This is a genomic window from Nocardioides pollutisoli (assembly GCF_040045055.1).
Taxonomy (GTDB): Bacteria; Actinomycetota; Actinomycetes; order Propionibacteriales; family Nocardioidaceae; genus Nocardioides; species Nocardioides tweenelious.
This window is the reverse complement of record NZ_JBDZDU010000001.1, coordinates 2463670-2484001: the sequence shown is the minus strand read 5'-3', so window position 1 is coordinate 2484001 and position 20332 is coordinate 2463670. Positions and strand designations below refer to the sequence as shown.

Here is a 20332-nt window from a genome sequence, read left to right as displayed (position 1 = left end):
CCATGGACTTCGACTTCGACGACAAGACCAAGGAGCTGCACGAGCGCCTGTCGACCTTCATGGCCGACCGGATCGTGCCCTCCGAGGCGACCTTCCACGACCAGCTGGCGGCCTCCGACGACCGCTGGGCCTGGTCGCGCACGCCCGTGCTCAAGGAGCTGCAGGCCGAGGCCCGCGAGCTCGGGCTCTGGAACTTCTTCCTGCCCCCGGAGCACGCCGACAGCCCCGGTATCACCAACCTGCAGTACGCCCCGCTCGCCGAGCTCACCGGCCGCAGCGGCCACCTCGCGCCCGCCGTCCTGAACTGCTCGGCGCCCGACACCGGCAACATGGAGGTGCTGTCGCTCTTCGGCACCCCCGAGCAGAAGGAGCGCTGGCTGCAGCCGCTGCTCAGTGCGGAGATCCGCTCGTCGTTCGCCATGACCGAGCCGGACGTCGCCTCCTCGGACGCCACCAACATCGAGACGCGGATCGAGCGCGACGGTGACGAGTACGTCATCAACGGCCGCAAGTGGTGGATCACCGGGGCGATGAACCCCGACGCCGAGATCATGATCGTGATGGGCAAGACCGACCCGTCGGCGTCGCGGCACCGTCAGCAGAGCCAGATCCTGGTGCCGCGCGACACCCCCGGCCTCGAGGTGGTCCGGCCGATGCATGTCTTCGGCTACGACGACCACGAGCACGGTGGTCACGCCGAGCTCCGGTTCACCGACGTGCGCGTGCCTGCCTCGAACCTGATCGGCGAGGAGGGCGCCGGCTTCGCGATCGCCCAGGCCCGCCTGGGTCCTGGCCGCATCCACCACTGCATGCGGTCGATCGGCGTCGCCGAGGCGGCGATCGAGCTGATGTGCCGGCGCGCCGAGGCAAGGGTCGCCTTCGGTCGCCCGATCTCCAACCAGGGCGTCGTCCGCGACTGGATCGCCGAGTCGCGGGTGCGGCTCGAGCAGCTGCGCCTGCTGGTCCTCAAGACCGCCTGGCTGATGGACACGGTCGGCAACCGCGGCGCCCACACCGAGATCCAGGCGATCAAGATCGCGACGCCCCAGACGGTGCAGTGGATCCTCGACAAGGCGATCCAGGTGCACGGCGCCGGCGGTCTGTCGCAGGACTTCCCGCTGGCCGCGTCGTACGCCGGCATCCGCACGCTGCGCTTCGCCGACGGTCCCGACGAGGTGCACAAGAACTCCCTGGCCAAGAACGAGATCGCGAGGCACAGCATCCATGGATGAGACCGAGCTGAGGTCGCGGGTCGCCGCGCTGCTCGAGGAGCACCCGCCGGCGTCGACCGACCGGCTCGACTTCCTGCACGCGCGCTTCGACGCCGGCCTGGCCTGGGTGCACTTCCCCGAGGGCCTCGGCGGCCTCGGGCTCCCCCGCGGCATGCAGCCGATCGTCGAGAAGGCGCTCTACCAGGCGGGCGCACCCGACAACGACCCGCGCAGGATCGGCATCGGCCTCGGCATGGCCGCACCGACGATCCTCGCCTTCGGCACGGACGAGCAGAAGCAGCGCTTCCTGCGGCCGCTGTGGTGCGGCGAGGAGGTCTGGTGCCAGCTCTTCTCCGAACCGGGTGCGGGCTCCGACCTCGCGGGGCTGTCGTCGCGCGCAGTGCTCGACGGCGACACCTGGATCGTCAACGGCCAGAAGGTGTGGACCTCCTCGGCCCACATCGCCGACCGCGCGATCCTGATCGTGCGCACCGATCCCGACCAGCCGAAGCACGCAGGTCTGTCCTACTTCGCGCTCGACATGCACGACCCGGGCGTCGAGGTCCGGCCGCTGCGTCAGATCACCGGCGAGGCGGAGTTCAACGAGGTCTTCCTGACCGACGCGCGGATCCCCGACGCCGACCGGCTCGGCGAGGTCGGCGAGGGCTGGAAGGTCGCCAACGCGACGCTCTCCAACGAGCGGGTCGCGATCGGCGGCGGCGCCTTCCCGCGCGAGTTCGGCATGGTCATGAACGTCGCGAAGACCTGGCGCGAGCGGCCCGAGCTGCGCACTCCCGAGACCCACGAACGCCTGCTGCGCGGCTGGATCGACACCGAGGTCGCGCGCATCACGGCCACCCGCCTGCGGCAGAAGATGGCGGTCGGCGTACCCGGCCCCGAGGGATCGGCCATGAAGCTCTCCTTCGCGAAGATCAACCAGCAGCTCTCGTCCCTCGAGGTCGACCTGCTCGGCGACGACGGCCTGCGCTACGAGAGCTGGGAGATGCGCCGGCCCACGCACGTGGACTTCTTCGGCAAGGACGCCGGCTTCCGCTACCTGCGCGCCAAGGGCAACTCGATCGAGGGCGGGACGTCGGAGGTGCTGCGCAACGTGGTCGCCGAGCGCATCCTCGGCCTCCCGACCGAGCACCGCGTCGACAAGGACATCCCCTGGAAGGACCTGCCCCGATGAGCGCCCCAGCTGACGTCTCGCTGCTGCCCGACGACGTCGAGACCGACCTGCGCGCCTCGGTGCGCAAGGTCCTCGACAAGCACGCGCCGACCGACCGGGTCAACGCGATCTACGACGGCACCGACGACGTGACCGCACCGCTGTGGTCGGCGTTCACCGAGCTCGGTCTGCCCGGCCTGCTCGTCCCCGAGTCTCGCGGTGGCGCGGGCGCGTCGGCGATCGAGGCGGCCGCGGTGCTCGAGGAGCTCGGCCGGGCGGCCGCGCCGTCGCCGTACCTCACCTCGAGCGTGGTCGCGACGACCGCGCTCGTCGCGCTCGGCGACGAGACGATCTTGCCGCTGCTGGCCAGCGGCGAGCAGACGGCTGCGCTCCTGGTCCGCCCGACCGCGCTGCACCACGGGCCGGCCGCGCTGACCGTCGTGGGCGCGCCCGCCGACGTGCTCCTGCTGCCCGAGGGCGACTCGCTCTACGCCGTACGCGGTGCGACCTTCACGCCGGTCCCCTCGCTCGACATGACCCGTCCGCTCACCGAGGTCGACGTCACCGGGGCCGAGCGCACGCTGGTGTCCGACGACGCCACGGCCGCGATCGACAAGGCCCTGCTGACCGGCGCCGGGCTGCTCACGGCCGAGCAGGTCGGCGTGGCCCGCTGGGCGCTGGAAACGACGATCGCCTACCTCAAGGAGCGGCGTCAGTTCGGCCGTGTGGTCGGTGGCTTCCAGGCGCTCAAGCACCGGCTCGCCGACCTCTACGCCGAGGTCGAGCAGGCCGACGCGGCCGCCCGTTATGCGGTCGCCACGCTCGCGGCCGACGACCCCGACGCACCCGTCGCCGTCGCCGTCGCCGCCGCCTTCTGCAGCGAGGTCGCGGTCCACGCGGCCGAGGAGGCGATCCAGCTGCACGGCGGCATCGGCATGACCTGGGAGCACCCGGCCCACCTGCACCTCAAGCGGGCCAAGGCCGACGCCCTGCTGCTCGGCTCCGCCGAGGCGCACCGTGCCGCCCTCGCCGTGCTCGTCGACCTACCTGCACCCCATTGAACGTGAGAGGCATGACATGGACCTGACCCTGAACGACGAGCAGCAGGCCTTCCGCGACCTCGCTCGCGACTTCCTCGACCGCGAGGCCGTCCCGCACCGCACCCAGTGGGACCGCGACGAGTCCGTCGACCTCGACATCATCCCCAAGATGGCCGAGATCGGCTTCTTCGGGCTCACCATCCCCGAGGAGTACGGCGGGCTCGGGGGCGACTACCTGACCTACGTGCTCGGCATGGAGGAGCTCGGTCGTGCCGACTCGGCCCTGCGCGGCATCGTGTCGGTCTCCAACGGCCTCTTCGGCAAGTCGGTGCTGGGCTTCGGCACCGAGGAGCAGAAGCAGGAGTGGCTGCCCCGGATCGCCAGCGGCACTGCCCTCGGCTGCTTCGGCCTGACGGAGCCCGACACGGGCTCGGACGCCGGCAACCTGACGTCGAGGGCCCGCAAGGACGGCGACGACTACGTCCTCAACGGCCAGAAGCTCTTCATCACCAACGGCACCTGGGCCGACGTCGCCCTGGTCTTCGCGCGCACCAGCGACGACGGCCCACGCGGCGTCTCGGCGTTCCTGGTCCCGACCGACACCCCGGGCTTCGAGGCCCGGGAGGTCAAGGGCAAGCTCGGGCTGCGCGGCCAGGCCACCGCCGAGCTCTTCCTCACCGACGTGCGACTGCCCGCGTCGGCGCTGCTCGGCGAGGAGGGCAAGGGCTTCAAGATCGCGATGACCACGCTCGACAAGGGCCGGGTGTCGGTAGCCGCCGGGTGCGTGGGCATCGTCCAGGGCTGCCTGGAGACGTCGGTCGAGTACGCCACCGCCCGCAAGCAGTTCGGTCGGCCGCTGGCCGGCTTCCAGCTGGTGCAGGAGCTGATCTCCGACATGTCGGTCGACGCCGATGCGGCCCGGTTGCTGGTGTGGCGCTGCGCCGACCTCATCGACCGCGGCGAGCCGTTCGGCACCGCCGCGTCCAAGGCCAAGCTGTTCGCGTCGGAGGCCGCCGTACGCGCTGCCAACAACGCGATCCAGGTCCACGGCGGCTCGGGCTTCGTCGACGAGTACCCCGCCGAGAAGTACCTCCGGGACGCGCGCGTCATGACGCTCTACGAGGGCACCAGCCAGATCCAGAAGCTGCTCATCGGCCGCGCCGAGACCGGCATCAACGCGTTCGTCTAAGGAGAGTCCATGCCGCTCGACCCCCAGCTCGCGGGAGTCCTCGAGTTCCTCGCCGCCGCCGGTCTGCCGCCCATGTCGGAGGGCACGCCCGCGGCGGCCCGGGCGGGCTTTCGCGCACTGACCGTCGACAGCCGACCTGCCGACCTGCTGCCGCCGGTCGCGGCGGTGGAGGACATCACCGTGCCCGGTGGCGCCGGCGACCGGCCGGCCCGCGTCTACCGCCCGTCGACGCCGGGGCCGCTCCCCACCATCGTGCTGCTGCACGGTGGCGGTTTCGTGATCGGCGACCTCGACACCCACGACCTGACCGCCCGCACGCTCGCCAACGGCTGCGACGCGGTCGTGGTCTCGGTCGACTACCGACTGGCGCCGGAGGACCCGTGGCCGGCCGGCGTCGAGGACGCGATCGCCGCGACTCGCTGGGCCGCTGGGTCCCTGTCCACGCTGGGCGGAGACCACCGGCTCGCGGTCGCCGGCGACAGCGCCGGCGGCAACCTCTCGGCCGTGGTGGCGCAGGTGATGCGCGACGAGGGCATCCCGCTCGCGGGGCAGCTGCTCCTCTATCCCGTCACCGACGGGCACGGCACCTACCCGTCGCAGACCGAGAACGCCACCGGCTACTTCCTCGACGTCGACACGATGGTCTGGTTCGACCAGCAGTACGTCGGGCACCTCCCCGACGTCGACGACCACGACCCGCTTCTCGCTCCCCTGCACGGCGACCTCACCGGGCTCGCCCCGGCCGTGGTCGTGGTCGCGGAGTTCGACCCGCTGCGCGACGACGGCCTCGCCTACGCCGCGGCGCTCGAGGCAGCCGGCGTCAGGGTCGAGTCACGGCTCTTCCCGGGGCTGATCCACGGCTTCGTCGACATGGGGCGACACTCCGCGGCCTGCCAGGCGGCGGTCGACGAGACGGTCGCGATGTTCCGCGACCTCCTCCACGGACCTCAGTGACCTGAGCCGCTCGCGGCCACGCCGAAGATCACGACGAGCAGCAGGAAGCCGGCCCCGACGAGCAGCGTGATCGCCAGCAGCACGGTGTCGACGATGCCGACCACCATGCCGGCCGTCGCCAGGTCCCGGCCTCCCCACCGCTGCGGGTCCGAGGCGATCTCGCGACGCGCGCGGGCGCCGGCGACCCAGGCGAACGGGCCGAGGAAGAGGGGCAGGAAGAGCGGGCTGCCGATGAGTCCGACGACGCCGAGCCACAGGGCCCGAGTCGCCCTGGGGTGGGTCGTCACGGGGAGGAGCCTCCCACGGGTCAGCCGATCGGCAGCCGCCGGACACTCGTGAACCGCCGTACCGTCCCGTCGACGGGGTCGTCGAGCTCGAGCTCGCTCGCGAGCAGCTGCAGCGGCCGGGTGAAGTCGTCGATCGAGACGTCGCGCGGGACGGGGTAGAGCGGGTCGTCCACGATCGGCGCACCGAGCCCGTGGAGGTGTAGCCGCAGCTGGTGGGTCCGACCGGTGCGCGGGGTGAGCCGGTAGACCGCGAGGTCGCCGACACGCTCCTCCAGCTCGACCAGCGTCTCGGCGTTGACCGGCGCACCGGGCACGACCTCGGCGCGGACGTCGCCGCGCTCCTTGCGGATGTGGTTGCGCACGACGACCGGCTCCTCCAGCTCCGGGAGGTACGGCGCGAGCGCCCGGTAGGTCTTGCGGACCTCACCCCGCTCGAAGAGCACCTGGTAGGGACCGCGCCACCGCTGCTCGGTCGCGAGGACCAGCACGCCCGAGGTGATCCGGTCGAGCCGGTGCAGCGTCGACAGCTCCGGCAGCCCGAGCTCGTCGCGGAGCCGCACGACGACGCTCTGGCGCACGTGCTCCCCGCGCGGGATGCTCGACAGGAAGGGCGGCTTGTCGACCACCACGAGCCGCTCGTCGCGGTGGATGACCGGCATCTCGCCCGGGACCACCGGCTCCTCGCGCAGGTCGCGGTGGAACCACACGAACGTGTACGGCGCGTAGGGGTCGTCCTCGCGCACCGGGCTGAGGTCGTCGCGGACGAACCGCTCCTCGGCGAGCAGCCGCGTGACGTCAACACGCTCGCCCAGCTTGTCGCGCAGCCACGCGCCCAACGTCGGCCACGGCTCCGACCCGGACGGGTCGCGGTCCGGCGTACGCACCCAGGCGGCGCTGAGGCCGTGCCGCTGCGGCAGCGGGGAGTGCGGGGGCATCCGCTGATGCTAGGTGCCGACGACCGCGCTGGATCCGATCGCCGCACCCACGACGAGGGCGAGCAGGAACCCCCACCCGCCCCGGATCCGACGCGCACCGACGCGCGGTGGCAGCAGTCCCGAGGGGCCGCCGAGGAGCAGGAAGCCGACCGTTCCGACAGGCGCCGCGAACACGAGCAACCAGAACCACGCCCACCGGTTGGCCCGCCACGGCTGGGGTCCACCGACGACGAGCATGAAGACGCTGAGGAAGATCGCGAGGGCGACGAACCCCGTCCAGCTCGGCAGGTGCCAGCCATGGATCTCGCTGTAGCCCTGCAACCCGTCGTCGTGGTGCACCGCCAGGTCCGGGGCGTAGGCGGTCAGGTCGTCCTCGACCGACGCGACGACGGGCAGGCCGTGCCGCATCGCCGGTTGGGCACGGATGGGGCGGGCCTCGACGACCTCGGAGACGTGGCCGACCAGACCCGAGCGCCAGTGCACCTGGACAGTGCCCGCACCACGGGCACCAGGTGGCAGCGCACCCGAGATGGTGACGACGTCCACGGCACCCTCGGCTACCGCAGCCCGAAGCTCGCTGTACGACGTCGTGTGCTCGCCGGCGACCAGCGCGGCAACGGCGATCGACATGCAGCCGGCGAGCAGGAGCCAGGCGAGAGAACGGCTCATCACCGACCACCGCTGCTCGCGGGCGGGCGATGACACACCCGATCCGGCCTCCGTCGCCCGAGTCGTCACGAGTCAGTTGTAGCGGAGCAGGAACTCGATGTCGGTGTCGCGCCCGCCCTCGGGGTCCTGGGGCGGCAGCGGTTCCTGGATCGCGACGGTGTCCTCGAGCTTCACCGGCTCGGGGAGCTGACGGAACTTGTCGTCGGGTGTCACCTCTCCAGTGTGCCACTGCAAGAATCTGCGCGTGCCGAACGACTGGAACCTCCTCCTCGCCGACGCGACCGCCGACTTCGCCGACCTGGCGGCCGATGCCGACCTCGACGCTCCAGTGCCGGACTGCCCCGGTTGGAACGTCGCGTCGCTGATCGTCCACCTCGGCGGCATCCACCAGTGGGCGCGGCACGCTGTGGTCGAGGGCAACCCGGAGGGGCGGCCCGAACCCGCACCGGACGACGACGACGCGCTCGCGGGGTGGTACCTCACCCACGCCTCTGCCCTGCGCGCCGAGCTCACCGACCCGGAGCGATCGGCCTGGATCTTCGGCGACGGCCCGGGTACGGCGGGCTGGTGGTCGCGACGTCAGGTGCACGAGACCCGGATGCACACGCGCGACCTGCTGGTGGCGACCGGCCGCGCCGACGAGTGGACCCTCGACCCCGCGCTCGCGTGGGACGGGGTCGACGAGGTGGCGACGATGTTCTACCCGCGCCAGCTGCGCCTCGGCCGGTGCGACCCCCTGCCCGCCAGCCTCCGGCTGGTCGCGACCGACCTGCCCGACGCAGACCCGATCGTGATCGGCGACGCCAACCCGGTGGTCGAGGTCAGCGCACCGGCCGTCGACGTGCTCCTGATGCTCTGGCACCGGCGCACCAGCGAGGACCTCGCCGCGGCAGCGTTGCTCGCGCTGCCGTTCGCACCCTAGGCGTCCTGGGCTCGGCGGGTCTCCAGCACCCGGAAGCCCTTGGCGCTCGCGAGCCGCGTGGTCGGGTAGCCCTGCTCGCCCAGCCAGCGCTGCAACGAGTCGGCGCCGAGGTTCTTGCCGACCACCATCACCGCGCGACCGCCCGGCGCGAGCCGGGGCAGCCAGGTGAGCAACAGCTCGTGCAGCGCCTCCTTGCCGATCCGGATCGGCGGGTTCGACCAGATCTCGTCGTACACCTCGCCCGTCGGCACCTGGTCGGGGCGGCACGCGACGAAGCGACCGTGGACGCCCATCGCCCGGGCGTTCTCGTTGGCGAGCGCGATCGCGCGCTCGTTGACCTCGACGGCGGTGACCGAGGCGAGGGGGACGGCGGCGGCGATCGCCAGCCCGATCGGGCCGTACCCGCACCCCAGGTCGAGGAAGCGGCCCTGGACCGGCGGCTGCGTCTCGCGGAAGAGGATCGCGGTCGCGTGGTCGAGGTGCCCGCGGCTGAAGACGCCGGCGCCGCTGACCAGCGTCAGCTCGTGACCCCAGACCTCGCACGTGAAGGTCTCGCGCGCGAACGGCACGGACGGGTCGGCGCTGAAGTAGTGCTCGCCCTCGGGCTCAGTCATCGGACTCCCTCTTCGCCCTCGTCACCACGGCCCGGGCCGTGAGCTCGTCGTCGGCCGGGTAGGCGACCTCCTCGAGCGTGAGCCCGTGGGCGTGCACGACGACCACCCCCGGGTTGCGCAGCTCGGCGCGCAGGACGTCGTCGGCCCAGTCCACCGGCTGGCGCCCCTCCCCGATCGAGATCAGGCAGCCGACCAGGGCCCGCACCATGCTGTGGCAGAACGCGTCCGCCACCACGGTGCCGACCAGGAGCCCCGTCTCGTCCCGGGTCCAGGACAGCTCGAGCAGCGTGCGGATCGTGGTCGCGCCCTCGCGCTGCTTGCAGAACGACGCGAAGTCGTGCCGCCCGACCAGCAGCAGTGCTGCGGCGTTCATCGCGCGCTCGTCGAGGGGCCGCGGCCACGCCAGCACCTGAGCGCGCATGAGCGGGTCGACGTACGCCGCGTCGTCGGCGATCCGGTAGGCGTAGCGCCGCCACAGCGCCCCGAAGCGGGCGTCGAAGCCCTCGGGCGCGGCGACCACGCGTCGTACGCGCACGTCGGCCGGGAGGATGCCGTTCAGCCGGCGCAGCAGCCACTCCGGCGCGGGCGGGTCGTCGAGGTCGACATGGACGACCTGGGCGCGCGCGTGCACACCGGCGTCGGTGCGCCCGGCACACACCACGGCAGCCGACTCGATCCGCAGCACGGTCGCGAGCGCGTCCTGCAGCTCACCCTGGACGGTCCGCAGGCCGGGCTGGACGGCCCAACCGCGGAAGTCGGTGCCGTCGTAGGCGAGGTCGATCCGGAGGCGCACGGTCAAGAAGCCTATTGCCTCGACTCCTAGGCTGGATCCGTGCCCAGTCCCGCCATCGTCCTCATCACCGAGGAACATCCCGACGAGATGCTCGCCGGATTCGCCCGCTACGTCGCGGAGTACGACGTCCGCGTCACCCGCTCCTGCCGCGACGCGCTGCAGACCACCCACGACATCGTCGCCGAGGGCGGCACCGTCGCGATGTTCGCCAGCGAGTCGGTGCTGCCCGACGCCGAGGTCCTGCACTGCTTCCACAAGCTCCGGGAGAAGGTGCCGACCGCGCGACGGGTGATCACCGCCCACTGGGACCGGTTCCTCACCGACGCCCCCGGCCTGCGGGCCGGCATGGCCGCGGGCAAGTACGACGCGTTCCTGCTGATGCCCCGCGGCACCCGCGACGAGGAGTTCCACAACGCGATCACCGACCTGCTCTCCGACTGGGGCTCGACGGTCGCGGACCCCGAGGTCGTCGCCGTCAAGATCGTCTCCCCGGTGCGCGACGGACTCACCCTGGCGATCCGCGACTTCCTCGACCGGATGGGCATGCCGAGCAGGCTCTACGAGCCCGACTCCGACGGGGGTCGCTACGTCCTGGACCTCTGGGAGGGAGAGCCGGTCTACCCCCTCGTGTGCCGCGCCAACGGGACGGTCATCCACGCCACCAGCGTCCGCGACGTCGCGGTCCAGATCTACGGTGCGCCGACCGCCATCGACCTCGAGCACGTCGTCGACGTCGCCGTCGTGGGTGGGGGTCCCGCCGGTCTCGCGGCCGCGGTCTACGCCGCGTCCGAGGGCCTGTCGACCGTGATCCTCGAGGCCGAGGCGATCGGCGGCCAGGCCGGCACCAGCTCGATGATCCGCAACTACCTCGGCTTCCCGCGCGGCATCTCCGGGATGCGGCTGTCCCAACGCGCCCGCAACCAGGCGCTGCGGTTCGGAGCCCAGTTCTTCACCGGGCAGGTCGTCGACGAGCTGCGCCCTGGCCGGGACGGTGAGCCGCACGTCCTGTGCACCGAGAGCGGCGAGGTGCGGGCTCGCTCGGTCGTGATCTCCAGCGGCGTCGCCTACCGCAAGCTGCGCGTCGAGCCGGTCGAGGAGCTGGTCGGCATGGGCGTCTACTACGGCGCCGCGATGACCGCCGCCCGCGAGATGGAAGGGCAGGACGTCTTCGTCGTGGGCGGGGGTAACTCGGCCGGGCAGGCCGCGGTCCACCTCGCGCGGTTCGCCCGGTCCGTGACGATCCTGGTCCGCCGGCCCGACCTGGCCGAGACGATGTCGCAGTACCTGATCGACGAGATCGGCTACAACCCGCGCATCCACGTCCGCACCTGCACCGCGGTCGTCGACGGTGGCGGCGACGGCCGGCTCGAGTGGCTCGGCCTCCAGGACGTGCGCACGGGCGAGCAGGAGAAGGTGCCGGCGTACGGTCTCTTCCTGCTGCTCGGGGCCGAGCCCAACTGCGACTGGCTGCCGCCCTCGGTCTGCCGTGACGACCGCGGCTTCGTGCTCACGGGGCGCGACGTCCCCAAGGACTGGTGGACCGACGGACTGCCCCCGGAGAACCTCGCCACCACGGTGCCCGGCATCTTCGCCGCTGGCGACATCCGCTCGGGCTCCATGAAGCGGGTCGCGTCCGCGAGCGGCGAGGGTGCGTCCGTCGTACCCCTCGTGCACGCGTGGCTCGCGCCGGCTCCTGACTAGAGCTCGGAGCGGTACGGCGGGTTCGCGCCCGGTCGTGACACCGTCACGGCCGCGGCGCGGGCCGCGTGGGCGAGCACGTCGGCGATCTCTGCCGGCGTCAGGTCGAGCCCGCGGTCCCAGACCGCGTCGATGACGGCGGCGCCGAAGGTGTCGCCGGCGCCGATCGTGTCGGCCACCTCGACCGGCTGCGAGGCGATCTCGACGACGGTGTCGCCGAACCACGTCGCCCCGTCACCGCCGCGGGTCACGACCACAGCCCGGGGGCCGAGCGAGCGCAGGTGTGCGGCGGCCTCCGCCAGGATGAGGTCCGGGTAGAGGCTCTCCAGGTCCTCGTCGGACGCCTTCACCAGGTCGGTGACCGCCACCATCCGCTCGACCTTCGCCACGAGGTCGGGACCGGTGCCGGTGATCGCCGGGCGGGCGTTGACGTCGTAGCTGATCGTCGCGCTCCCCCTGAGCTGCTTCACGAGCTCGAGGACCTGCTCGGCGCCCGGGTCGAGGACCGCTCCGAGCGAGCAGACGTGCACCACCACCGGCTGACCCGCGTCGACGGCGCCGATCCGCCACTCGAGGTCGAACTCGTACGACGCCGCGCCGTCCGCCCCGATCGTCGCTGCCGCCGTCGCGGTCCGGGTCAGCACGACGGGGTCGCTCGCCAGCTCGACGGCGTCCTTCGCGAGGTGCTCCGCGAGCACCCGGCCGCGGTCGTCGTCGGCCCACGCGGTCACGAAGCGCACGTCGCGACCGAGCCGCGACAGGGCGACGGCGACGTTGGCAGCACTGCCCCCGGCGTACTCCCCCGTGCTGCCGTCGGCCGCGTGCACGATGTCGATCAGCGACTCACCCACGACCAGCGCGCTCTCCATGGGACGTATCTTGCCTGCATGGACGTGCACCCGCTCGACTCGACCTCCGAGGTCCCTCCCTTCGAGCAGCTCCGGCTCCAGGTCGCCACGCGCGCCGCGTCCGGCGACCTCCCCGCCGGCACCCGCCTCCCGACCGTCCGCGCCCTCGCCGCCGAGCTCGGCCTCGCGGTCAACACCGTCGCCAAGGCCTACCGCGTCCTCGAGACCGACGGCGTGATCACGACCGAGGGCCGGCGCGGGACGTTCGTCTCGGGCGCCAGCAGCAACGCCCGCGACGCCGCGGCGGCGTACGTCGCGACCGCCCAGCGTCTCGACCTCACCTTGCGCGAGGCCGTCCGCCTCGTCGAGCAGAGCTGGTCGGCCGCTCCCGGTGACTGACCACTCAGCGGTGCCCCATCCACCGATTTCCCGCCCAGGAACGGTGGACAGCCCACCGCCGGCTCCGATGACTCAGCCGCCGACCAGCACCGGACGGGCCTCGACCACCCGCAGAGCCTGAGCCTCACCCGGGATCGTCACCGTCCCGTCCACGTCACGCCACGGTCCGCCGTTCACCCGGAACTCCGCGGCGTACGTCGTGTCCACCCGCGGCGCCACCCGCCCCTTCGACAAGTAGCGGTGCGTGACGTCGAGGTCGGGGTACGGCGACCCACCGCTCGCCGTCGACCGCGACGCCCCGTCCCCGAACCGCCACCCGAACCGCGCCGGCCAGATCCGCAGCTCCACCCGCTGCCCCAGCAGCGTCACCGTCCGGGTGAACCCGCCGTCGTCGGTGTAGAAGTTCGTCTCGAAGTTCACCAGCGTCCGCCCGTTCGGCGGCTCCACCTGGAGGTCCGAAGGCGGGAGAGAAAGGCGCCGGAATGCAGCGGCGACCATGCCGGCTGTCAGTTCCGGCGGATCCTCCCGCTCTAGATCGCAATATCCGAAAGGGTTGAACCCACGGGAGATAGCTTCACGCACACAGATCGAGTCCAGATCAGAGTCGCGGACAGTGATCGCAGCCGAACCGGGCGACGAAGTCGAACAAGTGTCATCGCTGACTTGCTGCTCAATTCCAACGACTAGGGTTCCGACGCTCGCAGACGCACTGGCCGAGGAAACGCTGTCGCCGCTGCAGTCTCCCCAGGCCGCGCTCTCAATGGGTAGGACGGTCAGTGCGGAAGCTGCGACGAGCAGAGTCGCCGCGATCCTCAAGAAGGGGTGGGCGTGCGGAGCCACCGCATTCTCCATCCGTCATCCCAATCTACGTATGCATAGAACTGGAAGGGCCCACCCTCAAAGTGCTTGGTCTGCTGATCCGAGACCACCGTCTGAGGCTGGGTTCGTGCCGCGGAGAACGCTGCCCACTCAGCGCCATAGTCGAGCGGAAGTTTGCGTAGATTGGAGATCGACCAAGCTCCGCCTTCGATTCGCCCGCCCTCGGCGTAAGCAGAGTCGATTGCCTTAACCAGTCCACGACACCCACTGCACGCGGGTTCGTTGAGTGACTTCAAGGAAGTGGTCTCACCAGTGCTCTGGGCGAAATTCACCATCGCAACCCAATAGCGCACGAAAGCTTCCGCGCCTCCGTCCGACCGGGCCTTTGCCGCGGCCGGCATCGTCGGTTCAACCGGTCCGGTCGGGGAGGGGCTGGTTGGAGCAGACGTAGTCGGCGACTCCGACGGAGCCGGCTCGAACTTGGGCTCGGGGTCATCGCCGGAGCACGCGCCGAGCGCGAGCACCGACGTGCACGTCAGCGCGGTGAGGACCGTCCGAGTACGGGTCACGAGGCCGATCATTCCCCGAGATCCGACGAACCGAAACGGCCCGATCGGCATCTGTGGAGAACGACGAAGGCCCGCCACCCTCGCGGGTGACGGGCCTTCGTCAGTTGCTGGTGGCCTGGATCAGGCCTTGTCCTCGGTGGACTCCTCGGCGGGAGCCTCCTCCTCGGCGACGACCTCGTCGGTGGTCTCCTCGGCGGGAGCCTCCTCGGGGGTGGTCTCCTCGGCGACGACCTCGGTCTCCTCGACCGTGGCCTCCTCGACCGGAGCCGGGGCAGCGGCAGCCGGAGCAGCCTTCTTCTTCGCCTTGGGAGCGGCCGGCTTGTACGCCTCGGTCACGAGCTCGATCACGGCCATGGGCGCGTTGTCGCCCTTGCGGGGACCGATCTTGGTGATCCGGGTGTAGCCGCCGGGACGCTCCGAGAACGTCGGAGCGATGTCCGTGAAGAGCGTGTGCACGACCGACTTGTCGCGGATGGTCTTGAGGACCTCGCGACGGTTGTGCAGGTCGCCCTTCTTGGCCTTGGTGATCAGCTTCTCGGCGTGCGGACGCAGCGCGCGAGCCTTGGCCTCGGTGGTCGTGATCCGGCCGTGCTCGAAGAGCTGGGTGGCCAGGTTCGCGAGGATCAGGCGCTGGTGAGCCGGGCTACCGCCGAGGCGGGGACCCTTGGTGGGCTTGGGCATTGCTTCACTCTTTTCTCTCCGGCCGTACTAGGTACCGGGGTAGACGACCGGCCGGTCGGCCGATCGATTTGCGATCAGTACTGCTCGTCCTCGACGAAGGCGTCGTCGTCGTCATCGCCGTACGCCGCAAGAGCAGCGTGCGGGTCGAAGCCGGGCGCGCTGTCCTTGAGGGACAGACCCATCTCGACCAGCTTGGCCTTGACCTCGTCGATCGACTTCGCACCGAAGTTGCGGATGTCGAGCAGGTCCTGCTCCGAGCGGCTGATGAGCTCACCCACGGTGTGGATGCCCTCGCGCTTGAGGCAGTTGTAGGAACGGACGGTCAGCTGCAGGTCCTCGACCGGGAGGGCGAGGTCGGCAGCCAGCTGCTCGTCGACGGGCGACGGGCCGATGTCGATGCCCTCGGCCTCGACGTTCAGCTCGCGAGCCAGACCGAAGAGCTCGACCAGGGTCTTGCCGGCCGAGGCGATCGCGTCACGGGGACGGATCGACGGCTTGGTCTCGACGTCGATGACGAGCTTGTCGAAGTCCGTGCGCTGCTCGACACGGGTCGCCTCGACCTTGTAGGTCACCTTGAGGACCGGGCTGTAGATCGAGTCGACCGGCATCCGGCCGATCTCGTTGTCCGCGCCCTTGTTCTGGACGGCGGAGACGTAGCCGCGGCCACGCTCGACGACCAGCTCCATCTCCAGCTTGCCCTTGTCGGACAGCGTGGCGATCTTCAGGTCCGGGTTGTGCACCTCGACGCCGGCGGGCGGCGCGATGTCGGCGGCGGTGACAGCACCGGCGCCGGACTTGCGGAGGTACATGGTGACCGGCTCGTCGTGCTCCGAGGAGACGACGAGGCCCTTCAGGTTGAGGATGACCTCGGTGATGTCCTCCTTGACGCCCTCGATGGTCGAGAACTCGTGGAGAACGGTGTCCACCTTGATGCTCGTGACCGAGGCACCGGGGATGGACGAGAGGAGCGTACGACGCAGCGAGTTACCGAGCGTGTAGCCGAAACCCGGCTCCAGGGGCTCGATGACGAACCGCGAACGGAACTCGTCGACGGTCTCTTCCGACAGAGTGGGGCGCTGTGCGATAAGCACTGGTTATTTCCTTTCCGGGCCCATCCGCTATTTGACGGGTCCGAACTGCAGAGTTGACGGAAGGAGTGGTGGGCGCCCCGACCAGTGGCCGAGGCACCCTCCGGGTGTTACTTCTTCGAGTAGAACTCGACGATGAGCTGCTCCTGGACCGGGAGGTCGATCTGGGCCCGGACGGGGAGCTGGTGGACGAGCACGCGCATGCGCGACGGGATCGCCTCGAGCCACGCGGGGACGACGCGCTCGCCGTGGGTCTCGCGGGCAACGATGAACGGCGTCATCTCGAGGGACTTCTCGCGGACGTCGATGACGTCGTGAGCGGTGACCTGGAAGGACGGGATGTTGACCTTCTTGCCGTTCACCTTGAAGTGACCGTGCGAGACCAGCTGACGCGCGTGGCGACGCGTGCGGGCGAACCCGGCGCGGTAGACCACGTTGTCGAGACGGCACTCGAGCAGCTGCAGCAGGTTGTCACCGGTCTTGCCGGAACGGCGCGACGCCTCGGTGTAGTAGTTGTGGAACTGCTTCTCCATCACGCCGTAGGTGAAGCGAGCCTTCTGCTTCTCCTGGAGCTGCGAGCGGTACTCGCTCTCCTTGATGCGCGCGCGGCCGTGCTGGCCGGGGGGGTACGGGCGACGCTCGAACGCCGAGTCGCCACCAACGAGGTCGATGCCGAGACGGCGCGACTTCTTGGTCATGGGGCCGGTGTAACGGGCCATTTCGTAAGTCTCCTAATCCGTTCGGGCGGTCAGACGCGCCGGCGCTTGGGCGGGCGGCATCCGTTGTGGGGCGTGGGCGTGACGTCCTGGATGGTGCCGACCTCGAGGCCGATCGCACCCAGCGAACGAATCGCCGTCTCGCGGCCCGAACCCGGGCCCTTCACGAAGACGTCGATCTTCTTCATGCCGTGCTCCATCGCCCGGCGTCCGGCAGCCTCAGCGGCCATCTGCGCGGCGAACGGGGTGGACTTGCGCGAACCCTTGAAACCGACGGTGCCGGCCGAGGCCCACGAGATGACCGCCCCAGTGGGGTCGGTGATCGTGACGATCGTGTTGTTGAACGTGCTCTTGATGTGGGCTTCGCCCACGGCAACGTTCTTCTTCTCCTTGCGGCGCACCTTCTTGGCGCCGGCCGCGGTGCGGCTCTTGGGAGGCATGCAGTTATCTCCTGAAGTAGCTGGTCTGTGAGTGGGAAGGCAGTGAGACGCGGTGAAGCGTCAGATCACTTGGCCTTCTTCTTGCCGGCAACCGTGCGCTTCGGACCCTTGCGGGTACGGGCGTTGGTCTTGGTGCGCTGACCGCGGACCGGAAGGCCCTGGCGGTGGCGGCGACCCTGGTAGCTGCCGATCTCGATCTTGCGACGGATGTCAGCCTGGACCTCGCGACGGAGGTCACCCTCGATCTTGAAGTTGCCTTCGATCGCGTCGCGGAGCTTGACCAGCTCTTCGTCACCCATCTGGTGGACGCGCATGTTCGGGTCGACCCCGGTGAGCGCCAGCAGCTGCTGGGAGCGAGTACGGCCAATGCCGTAGATGTAGGTGAGAGCGATCTCGATGCGCTTGTCACGCGGGAGATCAACACCAACGAGGCGTGCCATGTGGCGGTTTCCTTATCAGTTTCACAGAGGTGTCTGTCGTGACGCGTCCCGGCCCTCGTCGGACGGGCTCCGGCCTTCTGCTCCGGAGGTGATTCGCTGGACTTGGTCTCCAGCTAAGCGATCACGTTTGAGGTGAGTTTCAGTTGTGCTGCTGAGCTGCGCTCAGCCCTGGCGCTGCTTGTGGCGCGGGTTCTCGCAGATCACCATGACGCGGCCGTGGCGACGGATCACCTTGCACTTGTCACAGATGGGCTTGACGCTGGGCTTGACCTTCACGGAGGGAGGTCCTTTCGTGGCTGGCTACTTGTAGCGGTAGACGATCCGACCTCGGGTGAGGTCGTACGGCGAGAGCTCCACCACCACGCGGTCCTCAGGGAGGATCCGGATGTAGTGCTGGCGCATCTTGCCGCTGATGTGGGCGAGCACCTTGTGGCCATTGCTCAGCTCAACGCGGAACATGGCATTCGGCAGGGCCTCCGTGATGGTGCCCTCGAGCTCGATCACGCCTTCTTTCTTCGGCATGTCCTCCACAATCTGTCGGTCGGTTGTCTACCGTGTCGTGCACCGGTGGTCGGAATGGTCCGACTCCGGGTGGCCCGCGAACCTCCGCCGCGAACGGCGGTGGACCTCATGAAGCCGCCTGGTGGTCCTCAATCCCGGGCGCACGACCGAAGCGCTCAGCAGAGCGATTCGGTTGATGTCCGGGCAGCCGCGAGGCACCACGAAGCAGACCCACGTTGGGCCGACACGCCAGTTTAGTCGCAAACCGGCGCGAATCCCTAACCGAGCAGCCTCAGGGTCTCTTCACGAGCCGGCGATGCGCCCGGCTCGGTCCCCACGAAGGCTCCGTCGACCGGGTGGACCATCACCTCGTCCACGCCGTACGTCGTCGCGAGCTCCTCGATCCGGGCGCGTGCGCGCTCCGGCGAGCCGATCACCCAGCGCTGGGACATCGCGTCCATCAGGTCGAGGTGGGCCTGCGGCAGCTCGAGCTTCTCCGCCTCCTCGACCAGCCGCTGGGGCACCAGGTCACCCCCGGTGCGCAGCGCCGCCATCGCCTGCAGCTGCGGCAGGGCCAGCCGGCGAGCCTCCTCGTCGGTCCCCGCGACAGACGCGTTCACGGTGAGGAAGGTGCGCGGCTCGGCGAGCTCGGGCGAGGGCCGGAAGGTCGAGCGGTAGAGCTCGAGCGCCTCGGCGGTCCCGCTTCCGGAGAAGTGGTGCGCGAAGACGTAGGGCATGCCCTTCTCGGCCGCGAGCCGGGCCGAGTAGTCCGAGGAGCCGAGCAGCCAGATGGTCGGCACGGAGCGGGCCACCGGGGTCGCCTTGAGCGGGTAGGTGCGGCCCTGGACCGCGAGGCCGACACCGTCGGGCTCCATCATGGCGAGCACGTTGTCGACGTACTCCGGGAAGTGCGTGACCGCCTCGTCGCTGACGCCCCCGGCGCCGTGCCGCAGGGCGTACGACGTCACCGGGTCGCTGCCGGGCGCGCGGCCGATGCCGAGGTCGATCCGGCCCGGGAACGCCGCCTCGAGCAGCGCGAACTGCTCGGCCACGACCAGGGGCGCGTGGTTGGGCAGCATCACGCCGCCGGAGCCCACCCGGATCCGCGACGTCGCGGCGGCGATGAGGCCGATCAGGACGGGCGGGTTGGTCGCGGCGACGGCCGGCATGTTGTGGTGCTCAGCCACCCAGTAGCGCTCGTAGCCCAGCTCGTCAGCGGTGCGGGCGAGCGAGCGGGTGGCGGCCAGGGCATCGCCGGTCGACTGGTCGCTGCGCACGGGGACCAGGTCGAGGACGGACAGCTTCGGGTAGTCAGACATCACTGGGAGAACGCCGAGCCGGCGGCCTCCTATTCCGCCGCCGCGACCTGGTCCTTCTTGTCCTTCGCGAGGCTCGCGACCCCGGTGACGACCAGGGTCACCAGGATGACTCCGAGGCTGAAGAGCGACGAGATGTCCGGCACGTCGACGTGCTCACCGCCGTTGATGAAGGGCAGCTCGTTCTCGTGCAGGGCGTGCAGCACCAGCTTCACGCCGATGAAGGCGAGGATGAACGACAGCCCGAGCGACAGGTAGACCAACCGCTCGAGCAGTCCGCCGAGCAGGAAGTAGAGCTGCCGCAGGCCCATCAGCGCGAAGACGTTGGCGGTGAAGACCAGGTAGGGCTCCTGCGTGATGCCGAAGATCGCCGGGATCGAGTCGAGCGCGAAGAGCAGGTCGGTGGTGCCGAGGGCGATGATCACGATCAGCATCGGCGAGATGACCCGGGCGCCGTTCTCGCGGTACCAGAGCTTGAGCCCGCGGAACTCCTCGCCGACGTTGAGGTGGTTCTGTGCGAACTGCACGATCCGGTTGTTCTCCGGGTGCTCGTCCTCGTGCGACCGGTAGCTCTTGACCAGGGTGTACGCCGTGTAGACGAGGAACGCGCCGAACGCGTAGAAGACCCAGCTGAAGTTGTTGATGAGCTGGTAGCCGAGGGCGATGAAGATGCCGCGGAAGATCAGCGCCAGCACGATGCCGACCATCAGCGCTTCCTGCTGGTACTCCCGCGGGACCCGCAGCGCCGCCATCAGGATGATGAAGACGAAGAGGTTGTCGATGGAGAGGGAGTACTCCGTCAGCCAGCCGGCGTAGAACTGGATGCCCATGTCGTGGCCGTGGTCGAGCCAGATCCAGGCTCCGAACACAATGGCTGCGCCGACGTACACGCTGAGCGCGATCGCGCACTCCTTGAACGACGGCTCGTGCGGGTCACGGGCGATGACGACGATGTCGAACAGCAGCACGGCCACTGTGACGCCGATGGTGATGGCCCATTCGAGGGTGGAGATCTCCACGGGACTGCTCCTG

At 70.0% G+C, this 20332-nt stretch carries 26 protein-coding genes; 8 read left to right on the top strand and 18 right to left on the bottom strand.

From position 1 onward, the window contains the following. Positions 1-2 precede the first annotated feature (2 nt). Genes ABLE68_RS12155 through ABLE68_RS12135 form a run of 5 tightly spaced genes read left to right on the top strand, consistent with a single transcriptional unit; the run spans position 3 to position 5565 of the window. A complete protein-coding gene (locus ABLE68_RS12155) occupies positions 3-1232 on the top strand; it encodes an acyl-CoA dehydrogenase family protein (RefSeq protein ID WP_348871621.1) in 1230 nt (409 codons plus the stop codon). Further along, entirely contained in the window at positions 1225-2403 is a 1179-nt protein-coding gene (locus ABLE68_RS12150; RefSeq protein ID WP_348871620.1) for an acyl-CoA dehydrogenase family protein, read from the top strand. Before ABLE68_RS12155 ends, ABLE68_RS12150 begins: the two co-directional genes overlap by 8 nt. After that, entirely contained in the window at positions 2400-3443 is a 1044-nt protein-coding gene (locus ABLE68_RS12145; protein WP_348871618.1) for an acyl-CoA dehydrogenase family protein, read from the top strand. The genes ABLE68_RS12150 and ABLE68_RS12145 overlap by 4 nt, the downstream gene beginning before the upstream one ends. A gap of 16 nt (positions 3444-3459) precedes the next feature. Beyond that, complete coding sequence (locus ABLE68_RS12140; protein ID WP_348871616.1) at positions 3460-4611, top strand: acyl-CoA dehydrogenase family protein; 1152 nt, start codon at positions 3460-3462, stop codon at positions 4609-4611. 9 nt (positions 4612-4620) lie between these two features. Further along, on the top strand, positions 4621-5565 hold the full coding sequence (locus tag ABLE68_RS12135) for an alpha/beta hydrolase (RefSeq protein ID WP_348871614.1): 945 nt from the start codon (positions 4621-4623) through the stop codon (positions 5563-5565). Here the strand turns inward: ABLE68_RS12135 and ABLE68_RS12130 are convergent. The 4 genes from ABLE68_RS12130 to ABLE68_RS12115 all read right to left on the bottom strand — a co-directional run bounded on the left by ABLE68_RS12130 (position 5559) and on the right by ABLE68_RS12115 (position 7669). Further along, positions 5559-5852, bottom strand: coding sequence for a DUF4190 domain-containing protein (locus tag ABLE68_RS12130; RefSeq protein ID WP_348871613.1), 294 nt, complete (start codon positions 5850-5852; stop codon positions 5559-5561). The two genes, ABLE68_RS12135 and ABLE68_RS12130, sit on opposite strands and share 7 nt — an antisense overlap. A gap of 20 nt (positions 5853-5872) precedes the next feature. Further along, entirely contained in the window at positions 5873-6688 is an 816-nt protein-coding gene (locus ABLE68_RS12125; protein WP_348873265.1) for a pseudouridine synthase, read from the bottom strand. 108 nt (positions 6689-6796) lie between these two features. After that, on the bottom strand, positions 6797-7456 hold the full coding sequence (locus ABLE68_RS12120; RefSeq protein WP_348871611.1) for a hypothetical protein: 660 nt from the start codon (positions 7454-7456) through the stop codon (positions 6797-6799). A gap of 72 nt (positions 7457-7528) precedes the next feature. Beyond that, complete coding sequence (locus ABLE68_RS12115) at positions 7529-7669, bottom strand: hypothetical protein (RefSeq protein ID WP_348871610.1); 141 nt, start codon at positions 7667-7669, stop codon at positions 7529-7531. 31 nt (positions 7670-7700) lie between these two features. Between ABLE68_RS12115 and ABLE68_RS12110 the strand changes: the two genes are divergently transcribed. Next, positions 7701-8378, top strand: coding sequence for a maleylpyruvate isomerase family mycothiol-dependent enzyme (locus tag ABLE68_RS12110; protein WP_348871609.1), 678 nt, complete (start codon positions 7701-7703; stop codon positions 8376-8378). Here the strand turns inward: ABLE68_RS12110 and ABLE68_RS12105 are convergent. Together ABLE68_RS12105 and truA are read right to left on the bottom strand one after the other, a co-directional pair. Continuing rightward, positions 8375-8992: a class I SAM-dependent methyltransferase gene (locus ABLE68_RS12105; RefSeq protein WP_348871607.1), complete on the bottom strand. Its 618-nt coding sequence runs from the start codon at positions 8990-8992 to the stop codon at positions 8375-8377. The two genes, ABLE68_RS12110 and ABLE68_RS12105, sit on opposite strands and share 4 nt — an antisense overlap. Further along, a complete protein-coding gene (gene truA / locus ABLE68_RS12100; protein ID WP_348871606.1) occupies positions 8985-9785 on the bottom strand; it encodes a tRNA pseudouridine(38-40) synthase TruA in 801 nt (266 codons plus the stop codon). Before truA ends, ABLE68_RS12105 begins: the two co-directional genes overlap by 8 nt. Positions 9786-9824: 39 nt before the next feature. Here truA and ABLE68_RS12095 point away from each other — a divergent pair, with 39 nt between their 5' ends. Next, positions 9825-11486: an NAD(P)/FAD-dependent oxidoreductase gene (locus ABLE68_RS12095; RefSeq protein ID WP_348871605.1), complete on the top strand. Its 1662-nt coding sequence runs from the start codon at positions 9825-9827 to the stop codon at positions 11484-11486. Here ABLE68_RS12095 and ABLE68_RS12090 read toward each other — a convergent pair. After that, positions 11483-12352, bottom strand: a complete 870-nt coding sequence (locus ABLE68_RS12090; protein ID WP_348871603.1) for a PfkB family carbohydrate kinase — start codon at positions 12350-12352, stop codon at positions 11483-11485. The two genes, ABLE68_RS12095 and ABLE68_RS12090, sit on opposite strands and share 4 nt — an antisense overlap. A gap of 18 nt (positions 12353-12370) precedes the next feature. On the opposite strand from ABLE68_RS12090, the gene ABLE68_RS12085 reads away from it, so the two are divergent. Further along, a complete protein-coding gene (locus ABLE68_RS12085; RefSeq protein WP_348871600.1) occupies positions 12371-12730 on the top strand; it encodes a GntR family transcriptional regulator in 360 nt (119 codons plus the stop codon). Between the two features lie 72 nt (positions 12731-12802). On the opposite strand, the gene ABLE68_RS12080 is transcribed toward ABLE68_RS12085, so the two are convergent. The 11 genes from ABLE68_RS12080 to ABLE68_RS12035 all read right to left on the bottom strand — a co-directional run bounded on the left by ABLE68_RS12080 (position 12803) and on the right by ABLE68_RS12035 (position 20319). After that, the gene (locus ABLE68_RS12080; protein ID WP_348871598.1) at positions 12803-13150 is read right to left on the bottom strand and encodes a hypothetical protein; all 348 of its coding nucleotides are present in this window, start codon (positions 13148-13150) and stop codon (positions 12803-12805) included. Positions 13151-13542: 392 nt separating this feature from the next. Further along, the gene (locus ABLE68_RS22315; RefSeq protein ID WP_425475650.1) at positions 13543-13950 is read right to left on the bottom strand and encodes a DUF6318 family protein; all 408 of its coding nucleotides are present in this window, start codon (positions 13948-13950) and stop codon (positions 13543-13545) included. A 288-nt stretch (positions 13951-14238) separates the two neighbouring features. Beyond that, positions 14239-14799, bottom strand: a complete 561-nt coding sequence (gene rplQ / locus ABLE68_RS12075) for a 50S ribosomal protein L17 (RefSeq protein ID WP_348871596.1) — start codon at positions 14797-14799, stop codon at positions 14239-14241. A gap of 74 nt (positions 14800-14873) precedes the next feature. Then, the gene (locus ABLE68_RS12070; RefSeq protein WP_348871595.1) at positions 14874-15890 is read right to left on the bottom strand and encodes a DNA-directed RNA polymerase subunit alpha; all 1017 of its coding nucleotides are present in this window, start codon (positions 15888-15890) and stop codon (positions 14874-14876) included. Positions 15891-15997: 107 nt separating this feature from the next. Continuing rightward, a complete protein-coding gene (rpsD, locus tag ABLE68_RS12065; protein WP_348871594.1) occupies positions 15998-16606 on the bottom strand; it encodes a 30S ribosomal protein S4 in 609 nt (202 codons plus the stop codon). A 29-nt stretch (positions 16607-16635) separates the two neighbouring features. Continuing rightward, entirely contained in the window at positions 16636-17043 is a 408-nt protein-coding gene (rpsK, locus tag ABLE68_RS12060) for a 30S ribosomal protein S11 (RefSeq protein WP_028644819.1), read from the bottom strand. A gap of 65 nt (positions 17044-17108) precedes the next feature. After that, positions 17109-17483: a 30S ribosomal protein S13 gene (gene rpsM / locus ABLE68_RS12055; RefSeq protein ID WP_056151969.1), complete on the bottom strand. Its 375-nt coding sequence runs from the start codon at positions 17481-17483 to the stop codon at positions 17109-17111. A gap of 162 nt (positions 17484-17645) precedes the next feature. Beyond that, positions 17646-17759, bottom strand: coding sequence for a 50S ribosomal protein L36 (rpmJ, locus tag ABLE68_RS12050; protein ID WP_011757308.1), 114 nt, complete (start codon positions 17757-17759; stop codon positions 17646-17648). Between the two features lie 24 nt (positions 17760-17783). Beyond that, positions 17784-18005 carry a translation initiation factor IF-1 gene (infA, locus tag ABLE68_RS12045; protein WP_026145687.1) on the bottom strand — a complete coding sequence of 74 codons (222 nt, stop codon included), beginning with the start codon at positions 18003-18005 and terminating at the stop codon, positions 17784-17786. A 257-nt stretch (positions 18006-18262) separates the two neighbouring features. Beyond that, a complete protein-coding gene (locus tag ABLE68_RS12040; protein ID WP_348871590.1) occupies positions 18263-19303 on the bottom strand; it encodes an LLM class flavin-dependent oxidoreductase in 1041 nt (346 codons plus the stop codon). Positions 19304-19332: 29 nt separating this feature from the next. Further along, entirely contained in the window at positions 19333-20319 is a 987-nt protein-coding gene (locus ABLE68_RS12035) for a TerC family protein (protein WP_348871589.1), read from the bottom strand. Positions 20320-20332 lie beyond the last annotated feature (13 nt).

What these genes read in the sequence shown, in the direction of transcription:
- ABLE68_RS12140 (WP_348871616.1), top strand. Translation starts at nt 3,460, where the DNA reads ATGGACCTGACCCTGAACGACGAGCAGCAGGCCTTCCGCGACCTCGCT.
- ABLE68_RS12135 (WP_348871614.1), top strand. Translation starts at nt 4,621, where the DNA reads ATGCCGCTCGACCCCCAGCTCGCGGGAGTCCTCGAGTTCCTCGCCGCC.
- rpsM (WP_056151969.1), bottom strand. Translation starts at nt 17,483, where the DNA reads ATGGCACGCCTCGTTGGTGTTGATCTCCCGCGTGACAAGCGCATCGAG.
- rpsD (WP_348871594.1), bottom strand. Translation starts at nt 16,606, where the DNA reads ATGGCCCGTTACACCGGCCCCATGACCAAGAAGTCGCGCCGTCTCGGC.
- rpsK (WP_028644819.1), bottom strand. Translation starts at nt 17,043, where the DNA reads ATGCCTCCCAAGAGCCGCACCGCGGCCGGCGCCAAGAAGGTGCGCCGC.
- ABLE68_RS12090 (WP_348871603.1), bottom strand. Translation starts at nt 12,352, where the DNA reads ATGGAGAGCGCGCTGGTCGTGGGTGAGTCGCTGATCGACATCGTGCAC.
- rplQ (WP_348871596.1), bottom strand. Translation starts at nt 14,799, where the DNA reads ATGCCCAAGCCCACCAAGGGTCCCCGCCTCGGCGGTAGCCCGGCTCAC.
- ABLE68_RS12150 (WP_348871620.1), top strand. Translation starts at nt 1,225, where the DNA reads ATGGATGAGACCGAGCTGAGGTCGCGGGTCGCCGCGCTGCTCGAGGAG.
- ABLE68_RS12145 (WP_348871618.1), top strand. Translation starts at nt 2,400, where the DNA reads ATGAGCGCCCCAGCTGACGTCTCGCTGCTGCCCGACGACGTCGAGACC.
- ABLE68_RS12040 (WP_348871590.1), bottom strand. Translation starts at nt 19,303, where the DNA reads ATGTCTGACTACCCGAAGCTGTCCGTCCTCGACCTGGTCCCCGTGCGC.
- ABLE68_RS12085 (WP_348871600.1), top strand. Translation starts at nt 12,371, where the DNA reads ATGGACGTGCACCCGCTCGACTCGACCTCCGAGGTCCCTCCCTTCGAG.
- ABLE68_RS12105 (WP_348871607.1), bottom strand. Translation starts at nt 8,992, where the DNA reads ATGACTGAGCCCGAGGGCGAGCACTACTTCAGCGCCGACCCGTCCGTG.
- infA (WP_026145687.1), bottom strand. Translation starts at nt 18,005, where the DNA reads ATGCCGAAGAAAGAAGGCGTGATCGAGCTCGAGGGCACCATCACGGAG.
- ABLE68_RS12155 (WP_348871621.1), top strand. Translation starts at nt 3, where the DNA reads ATGGACTTCGACTTCGACGACAAGACCAAGGAGCTGCACGAGCGCCTG.
- ABLE68_RS22315 (WP_425475650.1), bottom strand. Translation starts at nt 13,950, where the DNA reads ATGCCGGCCGCGGCAAAGGCCCGGTCGGACGGAGGCGCGGAAGCTTTC.
- ABLE68_RS12120 (WP_348871611.1), bottom strand. Translation starts at nt 7,456, where the DNA reads ATGAGCCGTTCTCTCGCCTGGCTCCTGCTCGCCGGCTGCATGTCGATC.